The following is a 15,321-nucleotide window of genomic DNA, read 5'->3' as shown; positions in this document are numbered from 1 at the left end:
CTTGACTTGACCATCGGCGGGACGGCGGGTGAAGCCGCGGGCGATACATTCTCTGGTATTGAGTGGGTTTGGGGGTCCAATTTCGATGATAATATTACCGGTGATTTTCGAGATAACCGCCTGGAAGGCCGCAATGGTGACGATACCTTAAACGGGGAAGGCGGGAATGACCGCCTGCTGGGCGGCGACGGTAATGACATCATTGATGGGGGCGATGGTGTTGATACCATTTTCGGTCAAGACGGCGATGACATCATGAGCGGCGGCGCGGGGAATGATTTCTTCTTTGGCGGCGCAGGGGCAGACAGTCACGATGGAGGCGATGGAACGGATTCTGTCTCTTATCTCGCGTCTGGCCCTATCGCGATACAAAACGGCATCGGCGTAGGCGGCGACGCTGCGGGGGATACATATACAAATATAGAACGCTATTTTGGCTCGTCAGGCGATGATATTATCAATGCTTCAGGCGTCTTGCTTGGTAATGGCGGGAATGATTATCTGCTGGGGATGAACGGCTCGAATGATAGCCTCAATGGCGGTGCGGGACTTGATACCTTCGCTTATGATGTTACGGGCGGCGGCGCCGATGTTATCCAAGGCTTTTTTATCAACGAACAGATTTCAATATTGGGCGGGGACCCTGACTTTGATACCGAGGCTGAAATCCTGGCTGTAGGCACGGATGCGGGCGCCAATGTCATCTTTGATTTTGGAAATGGAAACACACTCACCATTGTCGGGGTAAACCTTGCGGACTTGCCAAGTAACACCTTCACCTTTGAAGGCCCGTTATTTTCAGAACCACTGGATGACCCCAACGCCTTCGCAGCAGATATCAATGAAGTCTTCGATATGGACGCGCTGATTTAATAGATATTTCAACTTTATATTGGCGGTTTTATTAACCAGGTAATGACGCTTTTACAGCTAATGTTCTAGCCATAACTCTGGCAACAGTGGATGGTGTGTCCGGCGCTATGGGCGCTTCGGGCCATAAAGATATAAGTGCATCAATTTCTTTTATCACGGCCTTTCTATCAGGCGGGGTTAGTGTCATCGCATGATGTCTCGCGACATAAGCAAACCCAAAGGCATCTTGATATTCACCGGGGTCGGAGACAATGCCGTCCGTTATGGCGATGGTATATTCTTCATCTATTGTGTCCATTAAAAAGCTTATAATAGCTGCAGGGTCACCCCCTGCTTTTTGTGCAACGGCGTCAAGATTAGCTTCCGCGGCAATGAGTTGCGGCTCGATTTCGCTTGCAGCGCGGCCTTGCTCAAGTGACTTTGAGACGGTTTCAAACAGCGAGGCCTCAAATCCGAGGGCGTCCAAGCCTTTTCTTTCGGATTGATGTGTCTCTGAGACGGGGTGGAGCAGATGCGGCGCGGCTTGCTGAGGCTCCCCCGCTCTGTAAAGGGCTAGGCCTGCTTTTACATGGCCGGTCATAAAAGCAAGTCTATGCTCAACCGGCAGGGCGTCCATATTGTGCCTGGCCTCGCTATGATCCATTTTTGCTATTGAGGACTGATCCTCCGCGCTCTGTAAACTTGAGTCCTGAGAGCTGCTGCATGCAGAGAGTGTAACCCCTAGCATTATGAGAGCCAGGCTTAGACTAGTCGATAATTTGAATTTTAAAGTCATGTCATGTTCGTCCTATTCAGCGCAAAATTTGCTAAATAAGTGTACGCTCCTAACGCCACCCTGCTTGATCAAAAATCTTTACGGCGTCGGCCTGATATTTGCCAAGCGCAGAAACATTCAGGCTGTCTTCTTTGAATGTCCCAAGTGTTTCTACGGCGGATGACGTATTGGCATTTGTAATCACAGGATATTCATTATTGCCGTTTGCGAAATAGTTTTGAGCCTCTTTACTGGTAAGATATTCTAGAAACTTAACGGCGTTTTCACGGTTGGGCGCATGAGTTGTGACCCCTGCACCGCTAATATTGACGTGCGTGCCCCGGCCGTCTTGATTGGGAAAGATAATGCCTAGTGAGTCGAAAATTTCCTTTTTCTGCGCCTCGTCCGAACGCGCATATCTGGCCAAATAATACGTATTCACAATTGATATACCGCACTGACCGGAGGCAACAGCTTCAATTTGGCCGCTATCATTACTTTGCGGTTTTCTGGCAAAATTAGCCACAACGCCCTCTGCCCAATTTTGTGCCGCCTCTTCATTTTCATTTGCAATCATCGAGGCGAGGAGAGAAATATTATAAATATTTCCCGAAGACCTCATACAAACCTTTCCCTTATGAAGGGGGTTGGCCAAGTCTTTATAGCTTTCTAAATTCTCAGGTTTTCCATTGTCTTTGTTATAGATAATCACGCGAGCTCGCTTTGACAGACCATACCAAAGTCCGTCCGGATGCTGAAAACTCTCCGGAACGCGAGTTTCTAAAATATCGGATGAAACGGGTTGTAAAATGCCCGCCGTCTCGGCGCGCCATAGGACGCCCGCATCGACAGTTATTAAAAGATCCGCTGGACTGAACTCACCTTCACTCTTGATGCGTTCAATTAAGGCATCCGCTTTGGCTTCAATACGGTTGACCTCAATCCCTGTTTGCGAGGTAAAGTTATCATATAGGGCCAAATCGGTATCATAGTGCCGAGAGGAGTAGAGATTAACAACACCGGCATCTTTTTCTGCCGTCGTAGTGTTGGTGGGCGTTTCAGATATATTCTGAGAACAGGCCCAGAGGGAAGACGCCAGTAATAGCGCCGAGAAAAACTTAAATGACATAACAGAGCATTCCGTATTAGTTGAGAACCATTCTCAATACTTAGAGACTGCACTTGCTCATATCAATGGCTAAGGTGATGAAAAGCAGAATAAACTTGCCTCTTCTGGTTTCAGGCTGACGGATTGGCCTATATTCCAATTTGAGGCCGCGCTGATTTCAAGGGTTAAACTCTCCGTTTGCGGAGACTGAACTGTTATAAGCTGATTGCGCCCCGTGCGCCTGATATCAGTGATGAGGCTGTCACCACCTTTATCAGATAGCGAAATTGTTTCGGGTCGTATGAGAATATTGACCTTCCCAACTATTTGCGTCAGCTTATTTTTTAAGCAGCTTTGCGCCCAAGTCCCAAATGCTGATTTTAATAAACTATCTTGATACATGGCTTTTAATATGATGCCATCACCCGTTAAAAGCGCTGCCGTTAAAGAGGCAGGGGCATTATATATATCTTCGGCAGTGCCATATTGAATGATACGGCCCTTTTCCATGATGGCGATTTTATCGCTGGTTTCGATGGCCTCTTCCGGGTCATGTGTGACTAAAACTGTGATGCAATTTCGGTTTTTGAGCATCCGCCGTGTTTCCTCGCGAAGGCTTCTGCGCAGCATGATATCGATATTGGCAAAGGGTTCATCCATAAGAAGAACAGCGGGTTTGGCCGCAAGCGCACGGGCCACAGCGACTCTTTGTTGTTGTCCGCCTGAGAGTGTATGCGGATATCTGTCCTCAAACCCTGCCAAGCCGATCTGATCAAGCAATTCAGAGACAGTAGTCTGTCGCAGAGATTTTTGTTTAATGCCAAAGCTAATATTGTCTGAAACTGTCAGGTGCGGAAATAAAGCGCCGTCTTGAAAGACTAATCCAACGGGCCGTTTCTCAGGCGGAAGATGTATCGATGGAGCGGCCAATAAATCATCTCCAAGCCGAATTTCTCCGCTCTGAAGTGGTAAAATGCCTGCTGCCAAATTTAAGAGCGTTGTTTTCCCGCAGCCTGATTGACCCAAGAGGCATATGATTTCGCCTGCATCCGCTTTAAGGCTAATATCCGTTAAAGCAGGAGTCCCATTATAACTGTGATAGATATTCTCAAAGACTAAGCTCATAAAATTTAAAGTCTCCGAAGGTCTTTTCTATCAGATTAGCTCTATATAAGAATGACTTTAATATGCAATACGTGACGCGCCATCATTAGGAGCGGTCCGGAAAACAAATGACGTCATGAAGCCAATACTAACCAAAAGACTGATTGCTGTGTGTCTTCTGACGCTTTTGGCTGTTCTGCCAATACTGGCCGTTCTACGTGCACTCTTCTTTGGCGAGTTTGAAAACTGGCAGCAGCTTTGGCAAACAACGCTGCCCGATTATTTGATCAATACATCACTACTGATGATATTGGTGGGCGGCCTTTCGGGACTTATTGGGACATATACCGCCTGGTGCGTGACAGCATATGACTTTAAAGGGCGGAAAACCTTATCTTGGATGCTGATCCTACCGCTTTCAGCCCCAGCCTATATTATTGCCTATCTATATACGGATCTCATGGAGTTTTACGGCCCTGTGCAATCAGGCTTGCGAACACTTTTTGGGTGGCAAGCGGGAAGCTATTGGTTTCCAAACATTCGAAATGTCCCAGGCGCAGCAATTATGCTCAGCCTTGTTTTATACCCTTATGTTTATCTTCTCGCGCGCGCGGCGTTTACAAATCAGAGCCAAGGACAATGGCATGCGGCGCGAAGCCTTGGCCTGACACCGCGTCAGGCCTTTTGGCGTGTCGCTTTGCCAGCGGCGCGGCCTGCCATTGCGGGCGGTTTAGCTTTAGTCCTTATGGAGACTTTGGCTGATTTTGGCGTTGCGGACTTTTTTGCAATTCCGACTTTCAGCACGGGTATTTTTCGAAATTGGTTGGCCCTCGGAAACAAAGATATCGCGATGAAATTGGCAAGCCTTATGTTGCTTGCCGTTTTTGCTTTGCTGATAATCGAGTCCCTCAGCCGCAAAGGCCGGGTTGCGACACATGACGCGAGAGCGGTCGAGTCAGAGCTTATAAAAGTCTCAAAAGCAAAAGCCGCTATGATAAGTGCGCTATGCTTTTTACCAGTTATTTTTGGCTTTCTAACACCTTTTTGCGTCTTAGCCTATTACGCGCTTATTCAAGGCGATGGGCAGGGTGGGGCGCAATTCATTCAATATACGCTAAACAGTCTTTCAACGGCTATTGTTGTTGCGATGATTGCCGTCATTATCGCGATATTTTTTGCTTATATGTATCGCGAGAATGAAAGCGGGTTTCTGAGAGCTAATATAAGGCTTGCAACCCTTGGCTATGCCTTGCCTGGCGCTCTGTTGGTGGTGGGTTTATTGGCGCCCCTAGGCACATTTGATCAGATGATTTCAAAATTTTCCAGAGACACTCTGGGGTGGAGCAACAGTCTTCTTTTAACGGGCACAACGATTGCGCTTATCTACGCGCTGACTATTCGGTTTTTGACGGTTTCCTTTAATAGCGTGAATACAGGATTTGAAAAAGTGCCCTTATCTATGGACCATGCGGCGCGGTCATTGGGCGCTAAGCCGATTCACCTTATTCGCAATATTCACATACCCTTATTGCGCTCAAGCGTCTTGGGCGGTGCTATGCTAGTCTTTATAGATGTGCTGCGTGAGCTTCCAGCAACGCTTATATTGCGGCCATTCAACTTTGAAACGCTTGCCACCCGCGTATATTGGCTCGCAAATGATGAAAGGCTCAGGGAGGCCTCAACAGCTGCGCTGACAATTATTTTAGTAGGTGTTTTGCCTGTTTTGGTCTTAAACCTATTCTTTGTGAGGAAACGCAGCTCATAACATTGAAGCCTAGCTTCAATTGCTACGATATTTAGGGCTGAGAGCAAAATGTCTTAAGCCATATAGCTATAGCTCGTGCTTTGAAAGGCTGCGTCACATTAACTAATAAGCCCGAAAGGTATTACTCAGAGGGCTTTTCGAACAGAACATAAGATATAGCTGATGCGGCTATTGCGCCTATGAGTTGCCCGATTATAAATCCCGGTACATTTGCCGGGCTTACCCCTGCGAAGCTGTCAGATAGAGACCGGGCAATTGTTATGGCCGGATTGGCGAAGCTTGTTGATGATGTCCACCAATAGCCGGCCGTGATAGCCAGCGCGACGGCCATGGGGACGGCTTTCGGGGCGTGGCGTATGGCCCCAAATATGGCAAAGACGAGCGTGAAGGTTGCGAGCGCCTCGGCTAATATTTTCGAAAGTCCTGACCTTTCTGTCGTGGCGAGTTGAAGCATAGGGAGCTCAAACATAGCATGGGCTAGCCAAGCCCCTATGATGCAGCCTATAATTTGAATGAAAATATATATCACCGCCAGGGGGGAAGAAATTTCTTTTCTCAAGAGAAATGCTAAAGTGACGGCGGGATTAAAATGGGCCCCCGAAATAGGCCCTAATATAGCGACCAGAACCCAGAGGATTGCGCCAGTCGCTATTGTGTTTCCGAGAAGAGCAATGGCGTCATTTCCATTGCTTAGCGTAATGGCAAGAATGCCTGAGCCAATAACGACGCCCGCGAGCAATGCTGACCCGATAAACTCAGCTAGTAGCGGCCTAAATTTTGCGTGGTTCATTCCAATTTCCCTCAGCTTTTGGAGCGCTGTTATAGATTTTTTGTGAAACTAAAATGACATTGCTCGGCCCATTAAATTAGTTTGCAACAGTTTCTTGACACATTTGTAACACTTAGTGTAATAAAACTGTCATAGAGGTTAGGCAGCGGTGTGTAAGCCAACGGCGCACGTTTGCAGTCTATTATTAACGTTGGTGATGTTCTTAAGGAGATCACCATGAAAAAAATTCTTTTCACAACTTTTTTGGTTGCGTCTTTCGGCGCGTCCACAGCCCATGCAACAAATGTCTTTGAAGCCTCACACTTCACAAGCAGCAATACAGTAAAGTCTAATGAGCTTTTAAAGACATGTTTGGGCGCAGATGAAGCGACACGCAAAGCACTTCGCGCCTGCAACCAAGCGCTTCGCTTAACAGCTGTGAGTGATATTCGCTCCGCAATTTATGTTAAACGCGCTTTTCTAAACTTATCAAAAGATAATATGAAAGCGGCTACTCGCGATTTTAAAAATGCAGATAAGCTTGGCGCACACCCAGATTATACGCTTTTAGGTCAAGGCTATACGGCGCTTATGGCGGGTGAGACGGCCCGCGCCGCTTCAATTTTCAATGGTTGTAGCGGAAGTGATAAAACGGCAAGCATGGCAGCTTACGGCCGTGCCATTGCGAAAGAAATGCAAGGCGATAAATTAGGCGCAGCTGCAGATTATAAATACGCGGCTAAGCTTTCGCCAAATTGGTCCGCACCAGCTGTTGAATTAAACCGCATTCAAGGCCTTTAGCATAACAAAAAAGACCAAAGCTCATAAAGCTTTGGTCTTAGAAGGTTAAGTGATTCAGCTTCTAAAAATCAGCAGATAATGAGGCTGATATAGATGTGCCGCGGGCGTAGGTGTTAAATTCTGTACGCTCGCCTTTGCTATTTGTCAGGAATTGTTCATTATCCTGATTAAGCAAATTGCGCAGACTAAGCCCAAATGTGGCTTCGCGTTCCCCAATATTAAAATTACGCTTATATGTCATATCAAGCTGCACGCCCGGATCTTCGATGACAGCAAGAAGTGGGTCGAGGTTTATTTCAGACGGATCGCCAGCGCCGCGTAATAAGATGCGCTCATCCACCCATCCGACAAGAAGTGTAAATTGATCATTGTCACCTTCCCAGCCAAATTGCGTATTAACAATATTTTCCGGTGACCCCTGCATCTGAGAGCCGTCTAGCCCTAAATCCGATGCAGAGACAAGACGGTCATCAAACGTGGTAATAACGTCTCCTGCGCCAGCTTTAATTTCCGATTTTGTATAGGTGTAATTTGCAGAAAAGAACCAATCCCTATTTGCAAAGAACGCTTGCTCAAAAGGCATTGAAAAATTACGTCGGAAATCAGCTTCGAACCCAAAAATCTCAGCTTTTGGGGCATTTATAAAGGATGAAGAGACTGTCTCGCCATCACTACCCGGATTTTGAATATCCTCTATGGGATTTGTAATATCCTTATAAAAGAGCCCAAATGTTGCATATTGTCTGGCACCGAAATAATGCTCTATGCGGGCATCAATATTTGTAAACTCTGTATCAACCAGATTATTATTGCCTCGTATTTCACGTGTCCCGCCAAAATCAGGATCAGTATATTTTGTAACCGCAAGTTCACGAAATTGTGGACGTCCAATTGTATCGGAATAGGCCAAGCGTAGCTGTGTATTATCGAGGAAGTTCCACGTTAAAGATGCTGAGGGCAGCACATAATCATTTTCAAGAAACGCACTGTCTTCAAGCACGGCCTCACCAAAGCGGTCCGCGATAATCACAGCCTGTTCAGCGTCTTCATAGCGAACACCAATTTCGGCGCGAACAGCATCTGAAAACTCAATCTCAGCCTTACCAAATCCAGCATAGGTGTCTAGCAAACCAAAATAAACGGCATCGGGCGCAGTTGGAAGGTTAACAACATTTTGAACAGGGTCTATGGTGAAATCAAAGGAAAGAAAATCACGGTGCAAATCGGAATATGAACCCCCCGCAGTAAGTGTGATGAGGCTAGACGCAAAATCAAAATCACGCGATATTTCACCCCCCGCACTATAAAGCCAGTCATCAAGATAGGAAAAGTTAAACGCTGTACCCGTATTGTCAAAAGGCACATCGCGCGCACTTTCAGAATAGGAGGCGCGCCAATCAATATCAAAATTAAAGAGCGCATGCTCGCCGCCAATTTGGCTAAAGTAAAGCTCTCGCTCTTCCCAAGCTGCGCCGCGTTCATTGATATCACGGCCATTGGCGTTGTTCACACCAATCGTCTCTTTTGCAATTTTGTCCGTGTCATGAATATAGAGCAAGGTACCAAAAATGGTCTGGTCGGTATCAAGGTCAATAGCGCCGGTCAAAAGTCCATTAATGACAGAATTCACCGTTGTGACGTCAGCGACTTTTTCAACCAGAAGCTCTTCACTAATATCCGTCAGTTCTGTTGCAAAATTTTGCTGCGCACTTTTTGTCGTAATATCGCGATCAAATCCTATGGCCGCTGTCAAAAAAACATCTTTACCGCCGATAACCATGTCGCGTGCGGCTGTCAAAGAAAGCCCTGTGTCAAAAAATGGATTATAATCATCCGTCACCGTCGTCAATTCCGGTATTTGAAGACTCGCTACAATAGCGTCTTGGTTCGGCGTAAAGGAATCAAAATCACCTCCCGACTCCAACACACCTCGAATAGGATCAGGTAAATCACGCAGACCATCATCAAAACCAAATACATCGTAGTCTCCACCCTCATAGGTAAAACCATCCTTAAATGTTGTTTCAGAGTTAAAACTTGTGCTGAGTTTAGCCCGAACAAAGCGATCTGCCACGGCGCGAGATGTACGCATATTAATTAATCCGCCGCCAAATTCAGCTGGAGCATCGGCGGAATAAGTTTTTTGTACTGAGATACCGTCGAGCACGCTTGTTGGAAACAAATCGAGAGGAACTGTACGGCGCAGAGGGTCCGTACTTGGCAGAGGCGACCCGTTAAGAGTTGCAGCAGAATACCGATCACCTAAGCCTCGAACATAAGCAAATTTTCCGCCAACAACGGAGATCCCGCTGACACGCGTAAGGGCGATAGCGGCGTCTGAGTCGCCTTGCCGTGCTAGATCTTCAGGTTCGAGAAAAGAGGCAACTTGAGACGTGGCCTTTTGTGGTGTTGGGATAAATGTTCCGGTGACGACAACCTCATCCTCGACCGTATTTGATTGCGCATATATCGGCGAGGCGAAAGCCATTGTGAGTGCAGTTCCCACAAGCAAAGATTGAATAGAATAGAGTTTTGACATGGTAGGTCCTAAGAATGCGACATGGGCAACCGCCCCTTATTATAAAGAATGGGCGCCCTGACTTAGGGCGCCCAATGAAGTCTCAATTGAGCTTAGGCACCAGTTAGCAAGGGTCTACACCAGGCAAGCCACAAGCCCAAGGCTGATAGAACGTTACGCCGTCTAGTGCTGTTTCAACAGTCGTAGCCGAGAAGTCAGCAGGTGCATTAACAGTATTATTGCCGGCATCAACCGCAGCAATACAGACAGCATCGTCGTCCTGACAAAGTGTCACGCAGTTAAAAGTCACATCGTTGAAGTCCGGGTCGTCAGACGCTTCAAATGTGGCATTTCCGTTACCCGCATCGCCTTGATAGCGGATGCACTGTCCGCCTGACTCCCAAACAGTGCCATCCGTGAATGTACCATTCGTTCCGTCATTGAGTCGGATGCCATCACCTTGGTCATTGTCAAGGTTGATAAATGTGAAGTTTCTGATGGTATAAGCTTCGTCAGCACCATCGGATTCATCACCTGATGATTCGACCATGTTGTCACCCCAGTCAATGTCGTCATCGGTTTGTGCCGCGTCGAGTTCGGCTTGTGACGGCGCACGTTGAACAACAATAGCGCCATTGATTTCGCCATTCCAACCGGAGTCTGTGTCAATTGAATCGTCATCATTACCGGTCAAGACAACATTAGAGAAGTTGACAGCACCGCCGAACATTTCAATGCCATCATCTTCATTGTTGTGAACTTGGATGTTGTTCGCTGTTGTGGCTGATCCCACCCCCGCGAAAGTAATACCGTTAAGCTCGTTACCTTCTGTAACCGCAAAACCTGCATATTTGACTTGGATGAAAGACAAGATACCGCTGCTGTCGCCGTTATCGCTGCCGCCATATGTAGCTGTCGGTGACTCAACGCCCTCAACCGTGCGCTGGCAAGGTTCGCCCGTATTGTTACCCGTACCCGCCAGGCACTTGCCTGTTTCAGCGACGATACCTGTTCCGTTGATGACAAGTCCGCCCCATTGGCCAGTGACGGATGTCAAATCATCTGTGCCGACAAGGTCGGTCAGCGCTGTAAAGACGATAGGAGCTGTAGATGACCCCTGCGCCAGCAAGTCAGAGCAGCGATTAACAACTAAGAAGGCATCTGTGGAGCGTCCATAGAGCGTAACGCCCGCAGGGACTTCAAATGTAACGCCTTCGCCCGATTCACATGTCGGGCCGCCGTCAATTCCGATATTAACACGGCCGTCAAGTTCGTATTTGATACCTTCAATAAGTTCGAGATCGTCTGTAATTGTACCGTTAATTTTAACAATTTGCTCACCGCCGAGTTGGTCTTCATTCGCAAATGTAAGGCGTTGTGTGGAGGCTACAAGATCTTCAATAGGTGTTGAAGCTGCGGGTGTGGACGGTGGTACAACGGGTGCAGTGTTTTCTGTTACTAGAGTTACACCCTCATTACCGCAGCTGATCAGGGCAAGAGTCGCAACGCTTAATATAAGCTTGGAACGGATATTTTTCATGACTATCTCTCAGTTCAAATTAGAATTTTCATAATGAGAATGCCCAATATGGACTCACCACTCGACCCTCTCAACGAGAGGGCTATGACAGAGATTCATGACAATTAATTAATGATCTGATGACAGTACATTATAGGTTTTATGACAAAACAGCCCTTATTTGTCATTAGCATGTCATAAAAATATTATAAATATATGTGAGCTGTGCCAGATATGTTTTACAGACATTGTAAGGCGTTTGCGGAAATATAGAAATGGAAAATTCGGCAGAAGACCTATATATTTATGTTAGACTTCACCTGCTTTTATCGAAGTTTATCTCCGCAAAATTTAATAGTTAACCCCGCGTCTTATACAGAAATCATGTCCGGCTAGCCGGAGATGCTAGGGTCGGTGATTGCTAACCTCGTCACCGGCCCGCTTTATTAGGCATTGTATTTGATGGCGACCTAATTTCGGCGGCGGTGAGTGCACCTTTGGCTTCAAGATTCAGAATATCCTGAATGAGGGTTATGAAGCCACGCCAACGCTCAGACACTCGCAAATCATTGTGGATGATTTTGATATAGGCACAACATTCGCGGCGAGTTTGAAGCGACGGTTCTAGGATTAGGTCTAAATTCATAAGTCTTAATACATATAAAATTCCATTACGTGGATGAAATTCGCGGCATGGCTTAATAAAGAGTAGTATTCCAATTGGCGCTAAATTTCAGTCTGACATAATTGCTCAAGTTAGCCTAAACGGGTTAGCATTAACAGCGCTACCAAGTAATTCGAAACGCCCATGGGCTCATTGGTTATTATGAAGACGTAGAAACCACAGTCGCCGGCATTGCGTGGTTTAGGGACTGTGTGTAGCCAATTTTTAAAAGGGCTGAACACATCGGTCGCCAATGCAAAATATTCCGATGTAAAACTTAATCGTATAGGCTTCGATTAACGGATTTTCCCTTAAGTACAGAGTTGAGTTTGTCGTGTTGACGGTATCTAATTTCTAGCCTGAATTGCTTATCTTAAAATAATGCTAGTGATGGGATATGTATTTTTGATTTTTTGAAGCGACGAAAAAGTAATGATCACATCGCTTCTGAAAAAGTCAATCGAACTCGAAACCTTAAGGCTGTCTCTATGGTTAAGGTTGACCTAAATTGACTGAATAATGTCACGTCTAGTCTGAGACCCAAAACCGTCGATTACGTTTTAACGGGCCGAAATGAGACTGTCTTATCTACGCTTACGAATGGAACGTATTTTGAAGCGCTTGAGCGGCAAAGAGGGTCTTACGTCAATAGTAAGTCAAGTCAGAATCGCCGTCTCTTACTCGCTAGAATGCAGCCATAAGACATAGATTTTGTTGTACGCTATGCCAGAGCCCTAATCTCATCGATCTTGAATATCCGCCATCGGTTTATTCTTGAAAGAGTCTTATTCTGTCGTAATGTCTGTAATTTATAATGTTAAAGTGCTGTGACGACCGAATGAACTAACGAAGCTTAGCAATGGGTCATGATTTAAAAGAGGCGGGTCACTTTATTTTGGGTAAATTTGTACAGCTATTCATTTCCGATTATTCGTGTAAATAATTATAGATGATCAAATCAGACAGTATAGATGACTATTACATTGCCCCTAGGCTCGAGGCTGAGTTTAATCGGCTGGCTGACTATCCGGCGATTTTGATTGAGGCTCCATCTGGATTTGGAAAAACAGTTTATGCTCGGCATTGGGCTGAATTATTGCGCCAGCGCAAACACGCGGCGGTTACGTGGGTAGATCAAAGCCAGCACTCTGATGTTACGCTTAATTGGATTGAGGGGCAAAGAAATCGAGAGGCTCCATTTTGGATATTTGTTGATGATGCCCATTTACTGCCTCATCCTGTTCTAAAATCGCTTGTAAAGGCTGCGGTTCATAGCCCGAAGGTGTTACATGTCGTGCTCATCCGGCGGTATTGCTCTAAATTACGATTCGCCGCCTTCCGATTGCAAGGTAAACTTGCGTCACTCGACAAAGACGACCTAGCCTTTACGCTGGAGGAAACAACACAATTTTTAAGGTGTAAGAAAACCGTTTCGACTTTGCTCTTTGAGAGGTTTGAGGGGTGGCCTGCTGCAGTTTCTACGTTGAAATCTGCAGGTGCAGGAAACCATACGCAAATCAATGATGTTTTCAACTTGGACTTAAGGGTTTTCTGGGAACTCGTGGAAGAAGAGGTCTTAACAGCATTACCGCCTGATTGCCTCTCAAGGGCAAGAGAATTATCGAGTGTTGAACCTTTCGTCTTTGAAGATGCCCAAGATATGCTCTCTATTTCAGCTCATGAGCTGGAAACTCTCGTTAAGGTCTTGTTTCCTGTCTGGTCGGGGTCAAAAGATAATGGCGGCCTGCATCCTTGTGTAAAGACGGTCTTGCAACGGCAAGCTTGGGAGCTGGATCCAGATAAAATGAAGCAATTACACCTTCGAGCCTGTCAGTATTATTGGCGTAAAGGAGATTTGGTTACGGCCTTAGGTCATGCCTCACGTTCGGGAGAGACGACTTATGTGTGTGACCTTATTGAACAAGCTGGCGGTTTATTTTTATGGCTCAATGAGGGACTGGACCGAATCCGCCAAGTCATGTCTTTTACTAGCGATCAGCTCTGCGAAGCTTATCCACGGTTGATGCTGATTAAATCTCTGCTTCATGTAAAAGAAGGTAAGTTGGAGCACGCGAATAGATGCTGGAATTCCGCAAGGTTCATCAGCGAAGATTTTACAAAGGATCGGGAGGGCGGCGATAATGCGGCCTTGTTAAATGAAAGCCGGGTCATGGGATCATTACTCGCAGGTTATGGTTGCCATAGTCTTGAAGAGCAAATTGCCCTAGCGCAGCCTCATCCAAAAGCGCCTGATAGCTCGCAACGTAATGAGGCACTAGAAGGGGCTCTTCATACCATTATGTGTTTGCATGCCCTGCAAAACGGGGATTTTAAAACTGTATATGAGCAAGCAGCTTTATCGGAAAGCGCCTTTGAGAAATCTGGTTCTGACTACGGTATTCTCTATTTAGACTTCCACCGGGGCGGAGCAGCATATGGTTCAGGGAAATTGGACTTTGCTCAGGAGTCTTACGCGCGAGCGGAAAAGCGGCGGCGGAAGTTTTTCTCTGAAGACCAAGGCCTTAGGTTTATTGGGAAGGTATTTGGTGCCGAGCTTGATTGTGAGACGGGTGGTTTTCTTTCCGCCAAGCGAAAACTTTCTGGCATTACGCAGCGTTTGAATGAAAGTGAGGCTTGGTTTGATGTTTATGCTGCTGCTATTAGATCACAGACCTATCTGAAGTATCTTGGCGCGGGATATGAGAAGGCTGCCGAGTTTTTATATGGGATTAGCCTAGATGTAAAACTTAAAGGTTTGAAACGCGTGACACGTTACGTGGACACGCTTCGACTGGAATTAGCGTGCAGGTCAGTTGACGTCGCAGAGGCTCACCGTCTTGCGAAAAAGCTAAACTTGCAGGTGGTATTCGACGACCCAAAAATGCTAGAATATTTAATGTGGCGCGAATATGTGAACGTCGTCACAGCACATGCACTTTATCTCAATCTCTGTGGGAAAGCCGAAGAAGCTAAGCCATACATTAGCGCTCTGATCGCATATGGGCGTAGTTATAACAATTCGGTCTGTGAAATTTACGGATTGGCTAATTCTGTGACCTTGTTTTCAGATGATCTCTCAGACCTTCTTCGCCTGACAAAGCTAACTGGATATATTCTACCGATCGCGCTTTCATCAAAACTGCAGCAATCATGTAATACAAACAAGGATGGGAAGTTTTATGCAGACCGAGCGTTGGAGGCAATCGCCAGGCTTTATCCATCCGAAACAAAAGCCTTTACTCCGCGTGAACGCGAAATTGTTCGGTATTTGTCGGCAGGACTGTCAGATAAAGAGATTGCCCTAGAAATAGATGTTAGCGTGCACACTGTCAGGTTTCACATGAAGAATGTTTTCAAAAAAACAGGCACTAATGACCGAAAGACGGCTGTCACCAAAGCTGAAGATATACTGGATATAAATTAGTAGGTATTTTACTGTCTATACA

The 15,321-nt window shown here is 46.3% G+C and carries 10 protein-coding genes and 1 pseudogene; 4 read left to right on the top strand and 7 right to left on the bottom strand.

The window, feature by feature from the left end; genetic code table 11:
* Window positions 1–873, top strand: a pseudogene (locus tag F569_RS19145) (calcium-binding protein); the annotation flags it as partial.
* A 31-nt stretch (window positions 874–904) separates the two neighbouring features.
* Here the strand turns inward: F569_RS19145 and F569_RS18295 are convergent.
* The 3 genes from F569_RS18295 to F569_RS18290 all read right to left on the bottom strand — a co-directional run bounded on the left by F569_RS18295 (window position 905) and on the right by F569_RS18290 (window position 3,860).
* Window positions 905–1,453, bottom strand: coding sequence for a hypothetical protein (locus tag F569_RS18295; protein WP_154813761.1), 549 nt, complete (start codon window positions 1,451–1,453; stop codon window positions 905–907).
* Window positions 1,454–1,697: 244 nt separating this feature from the next.
* Window positions 1,698–2,756, bottom strand: coding sequence for a Fe(3+) ABC transporter substrate-binding protein (locus F569_RS0114275; protein ID WP_026942758.1), 1,059 nt, complete (start codon window positions 2,754–2,756; stop codon window positions 1,698–1,700).
* A gap of 69 nt (window positions 2,757–2,825) precedes the next feature.
* On the bottom strand, window positions 2,826–3,860 hold the full coding sequence (locus F569_RS18290) for an ABC transporter ATP-binding protein (RefSeq protein WP_034389091.1): 1,035 nt from the start codon (window positions 3,858–3,860) through the stop codon (window positions 2,826–2,828).
* Window positions 3,861–3,975: 115 nt separating this feature from the next.
* Between F569_RS18290 and F569_RS18285 the strand changes: the two genes are divergently transcribed.
* The gene (locus F569_RS18285) at window positions 3,976–5,604 is read left to right on the top strand and encodes an ABC transporter permease (RefSeq protein ID WP_034389089.1); all 1,629 of its coding nucleotides are present in this window, start codon (window positions 3,976–3,978) and stop codon (window positions 5,602–5,604) included.
* Window positions 5,605–5,725: 121 nt separating this feature from the next.
* On the opposite strand, the gene F569_RS0114260 is transcribed toward F569_RS18285, so the two are convergent.
* Window positions 5,726–6,394 (bottom strand): aquaporin, encoded by a 669-nt coding sequence (locus F569_RS0114260; protein ID WP_026942757.1) that lies wholly within the window; start codon window positions 6,392–6,394, stop codon window positions 5,726–5,728.
* 216 nt (window positions 6,395–6,610) lie between these two features.
* On the opposite strand from F569_RS0114260, the gene F569_RS0114255 reads away from it, so the two are divergent.
* Window positions 6,611–7,174, top strand: coding sequence for a hypothetical protein (locus F569_RS0114255; protein WP_026942756.1), 564 nt, complete (start codon window positions 6,611–6,613; stop codon window positions 7,172–7,174).
* A gap of 61 nt (window positions 7,175–7,235) precedes the next feature.
* On the opposite strand, the gene F569_RS0114250 is transcribed toward F569_RS0114255, so the two are convergent.
* The 3 genes from F569_RS0114250 to F569_RS0114240 form a co-directional block, all read right to left on the bottom strand.
* Complete coding sequence (locus F569_RS0114250; protein ID WP_026942755.1) at window positions 7,236–9,713, bottom strand: TonB-dependent receptor domain-containing protein; 2,478 nt, start codon at window positions 9,711–9,713, stop codon at window positions 7,236–7,238.
* 103 nt (window positions 9,714–9,816) lie between these two features.
* Window positions 9,817–11,232: a hypothetical protein gene (locus F569_RS19140; protein WP_051279921.1), complete on the bottom strand. Its 1,416-nt coding sequence runs from the start codon at window positions 11,230–11,232 to the stop codon at window positions 9,817–9,819.
* 409 nt (window positions 11,233–11,641) lie between these two features.
* Window positions 11,642–11,857, bottom strand: a complete 216-nt coding sequence (locus tag F569_RS0114240) for a hypothetical protein (RefSeq protein ID WP_026942754.1) — start codon at window positions 11,855–11,857, stop codon at window positions 11,642–11,644.
* Between the two features lie 967 nt (window positions 11,858–12,824).
* Here F569_RS0114240 and F569_RS0114235 point away from each other — a divergent pair.
* Window positions 12,825–15,299, top strand: a complete 2,475-nt coding sequence (locus tag F569_RS0114235; RefSeq protein ID WP_026942753.1) for a helix-turn-helix transcriptional regulator — start codon at window positions 12,825–12,827, stop codon at window positions 15,297–15,299.
* Window positions 15,300–15,321: the final 22 nt, after the last annotated feature.

Source organism: Hellea balneolensis DSM 19091 (genome assembly GCF_000428525.1).
Lineage (GTDB): Bacteria > Pseudomonadota > Alphaproteobacteria > Caulobacterales > Maricaulaceae > Hellea > Hellea balneolensis.
This window is presented reverse-complemented; position numbering and strand designations above follow the sequence as displayed.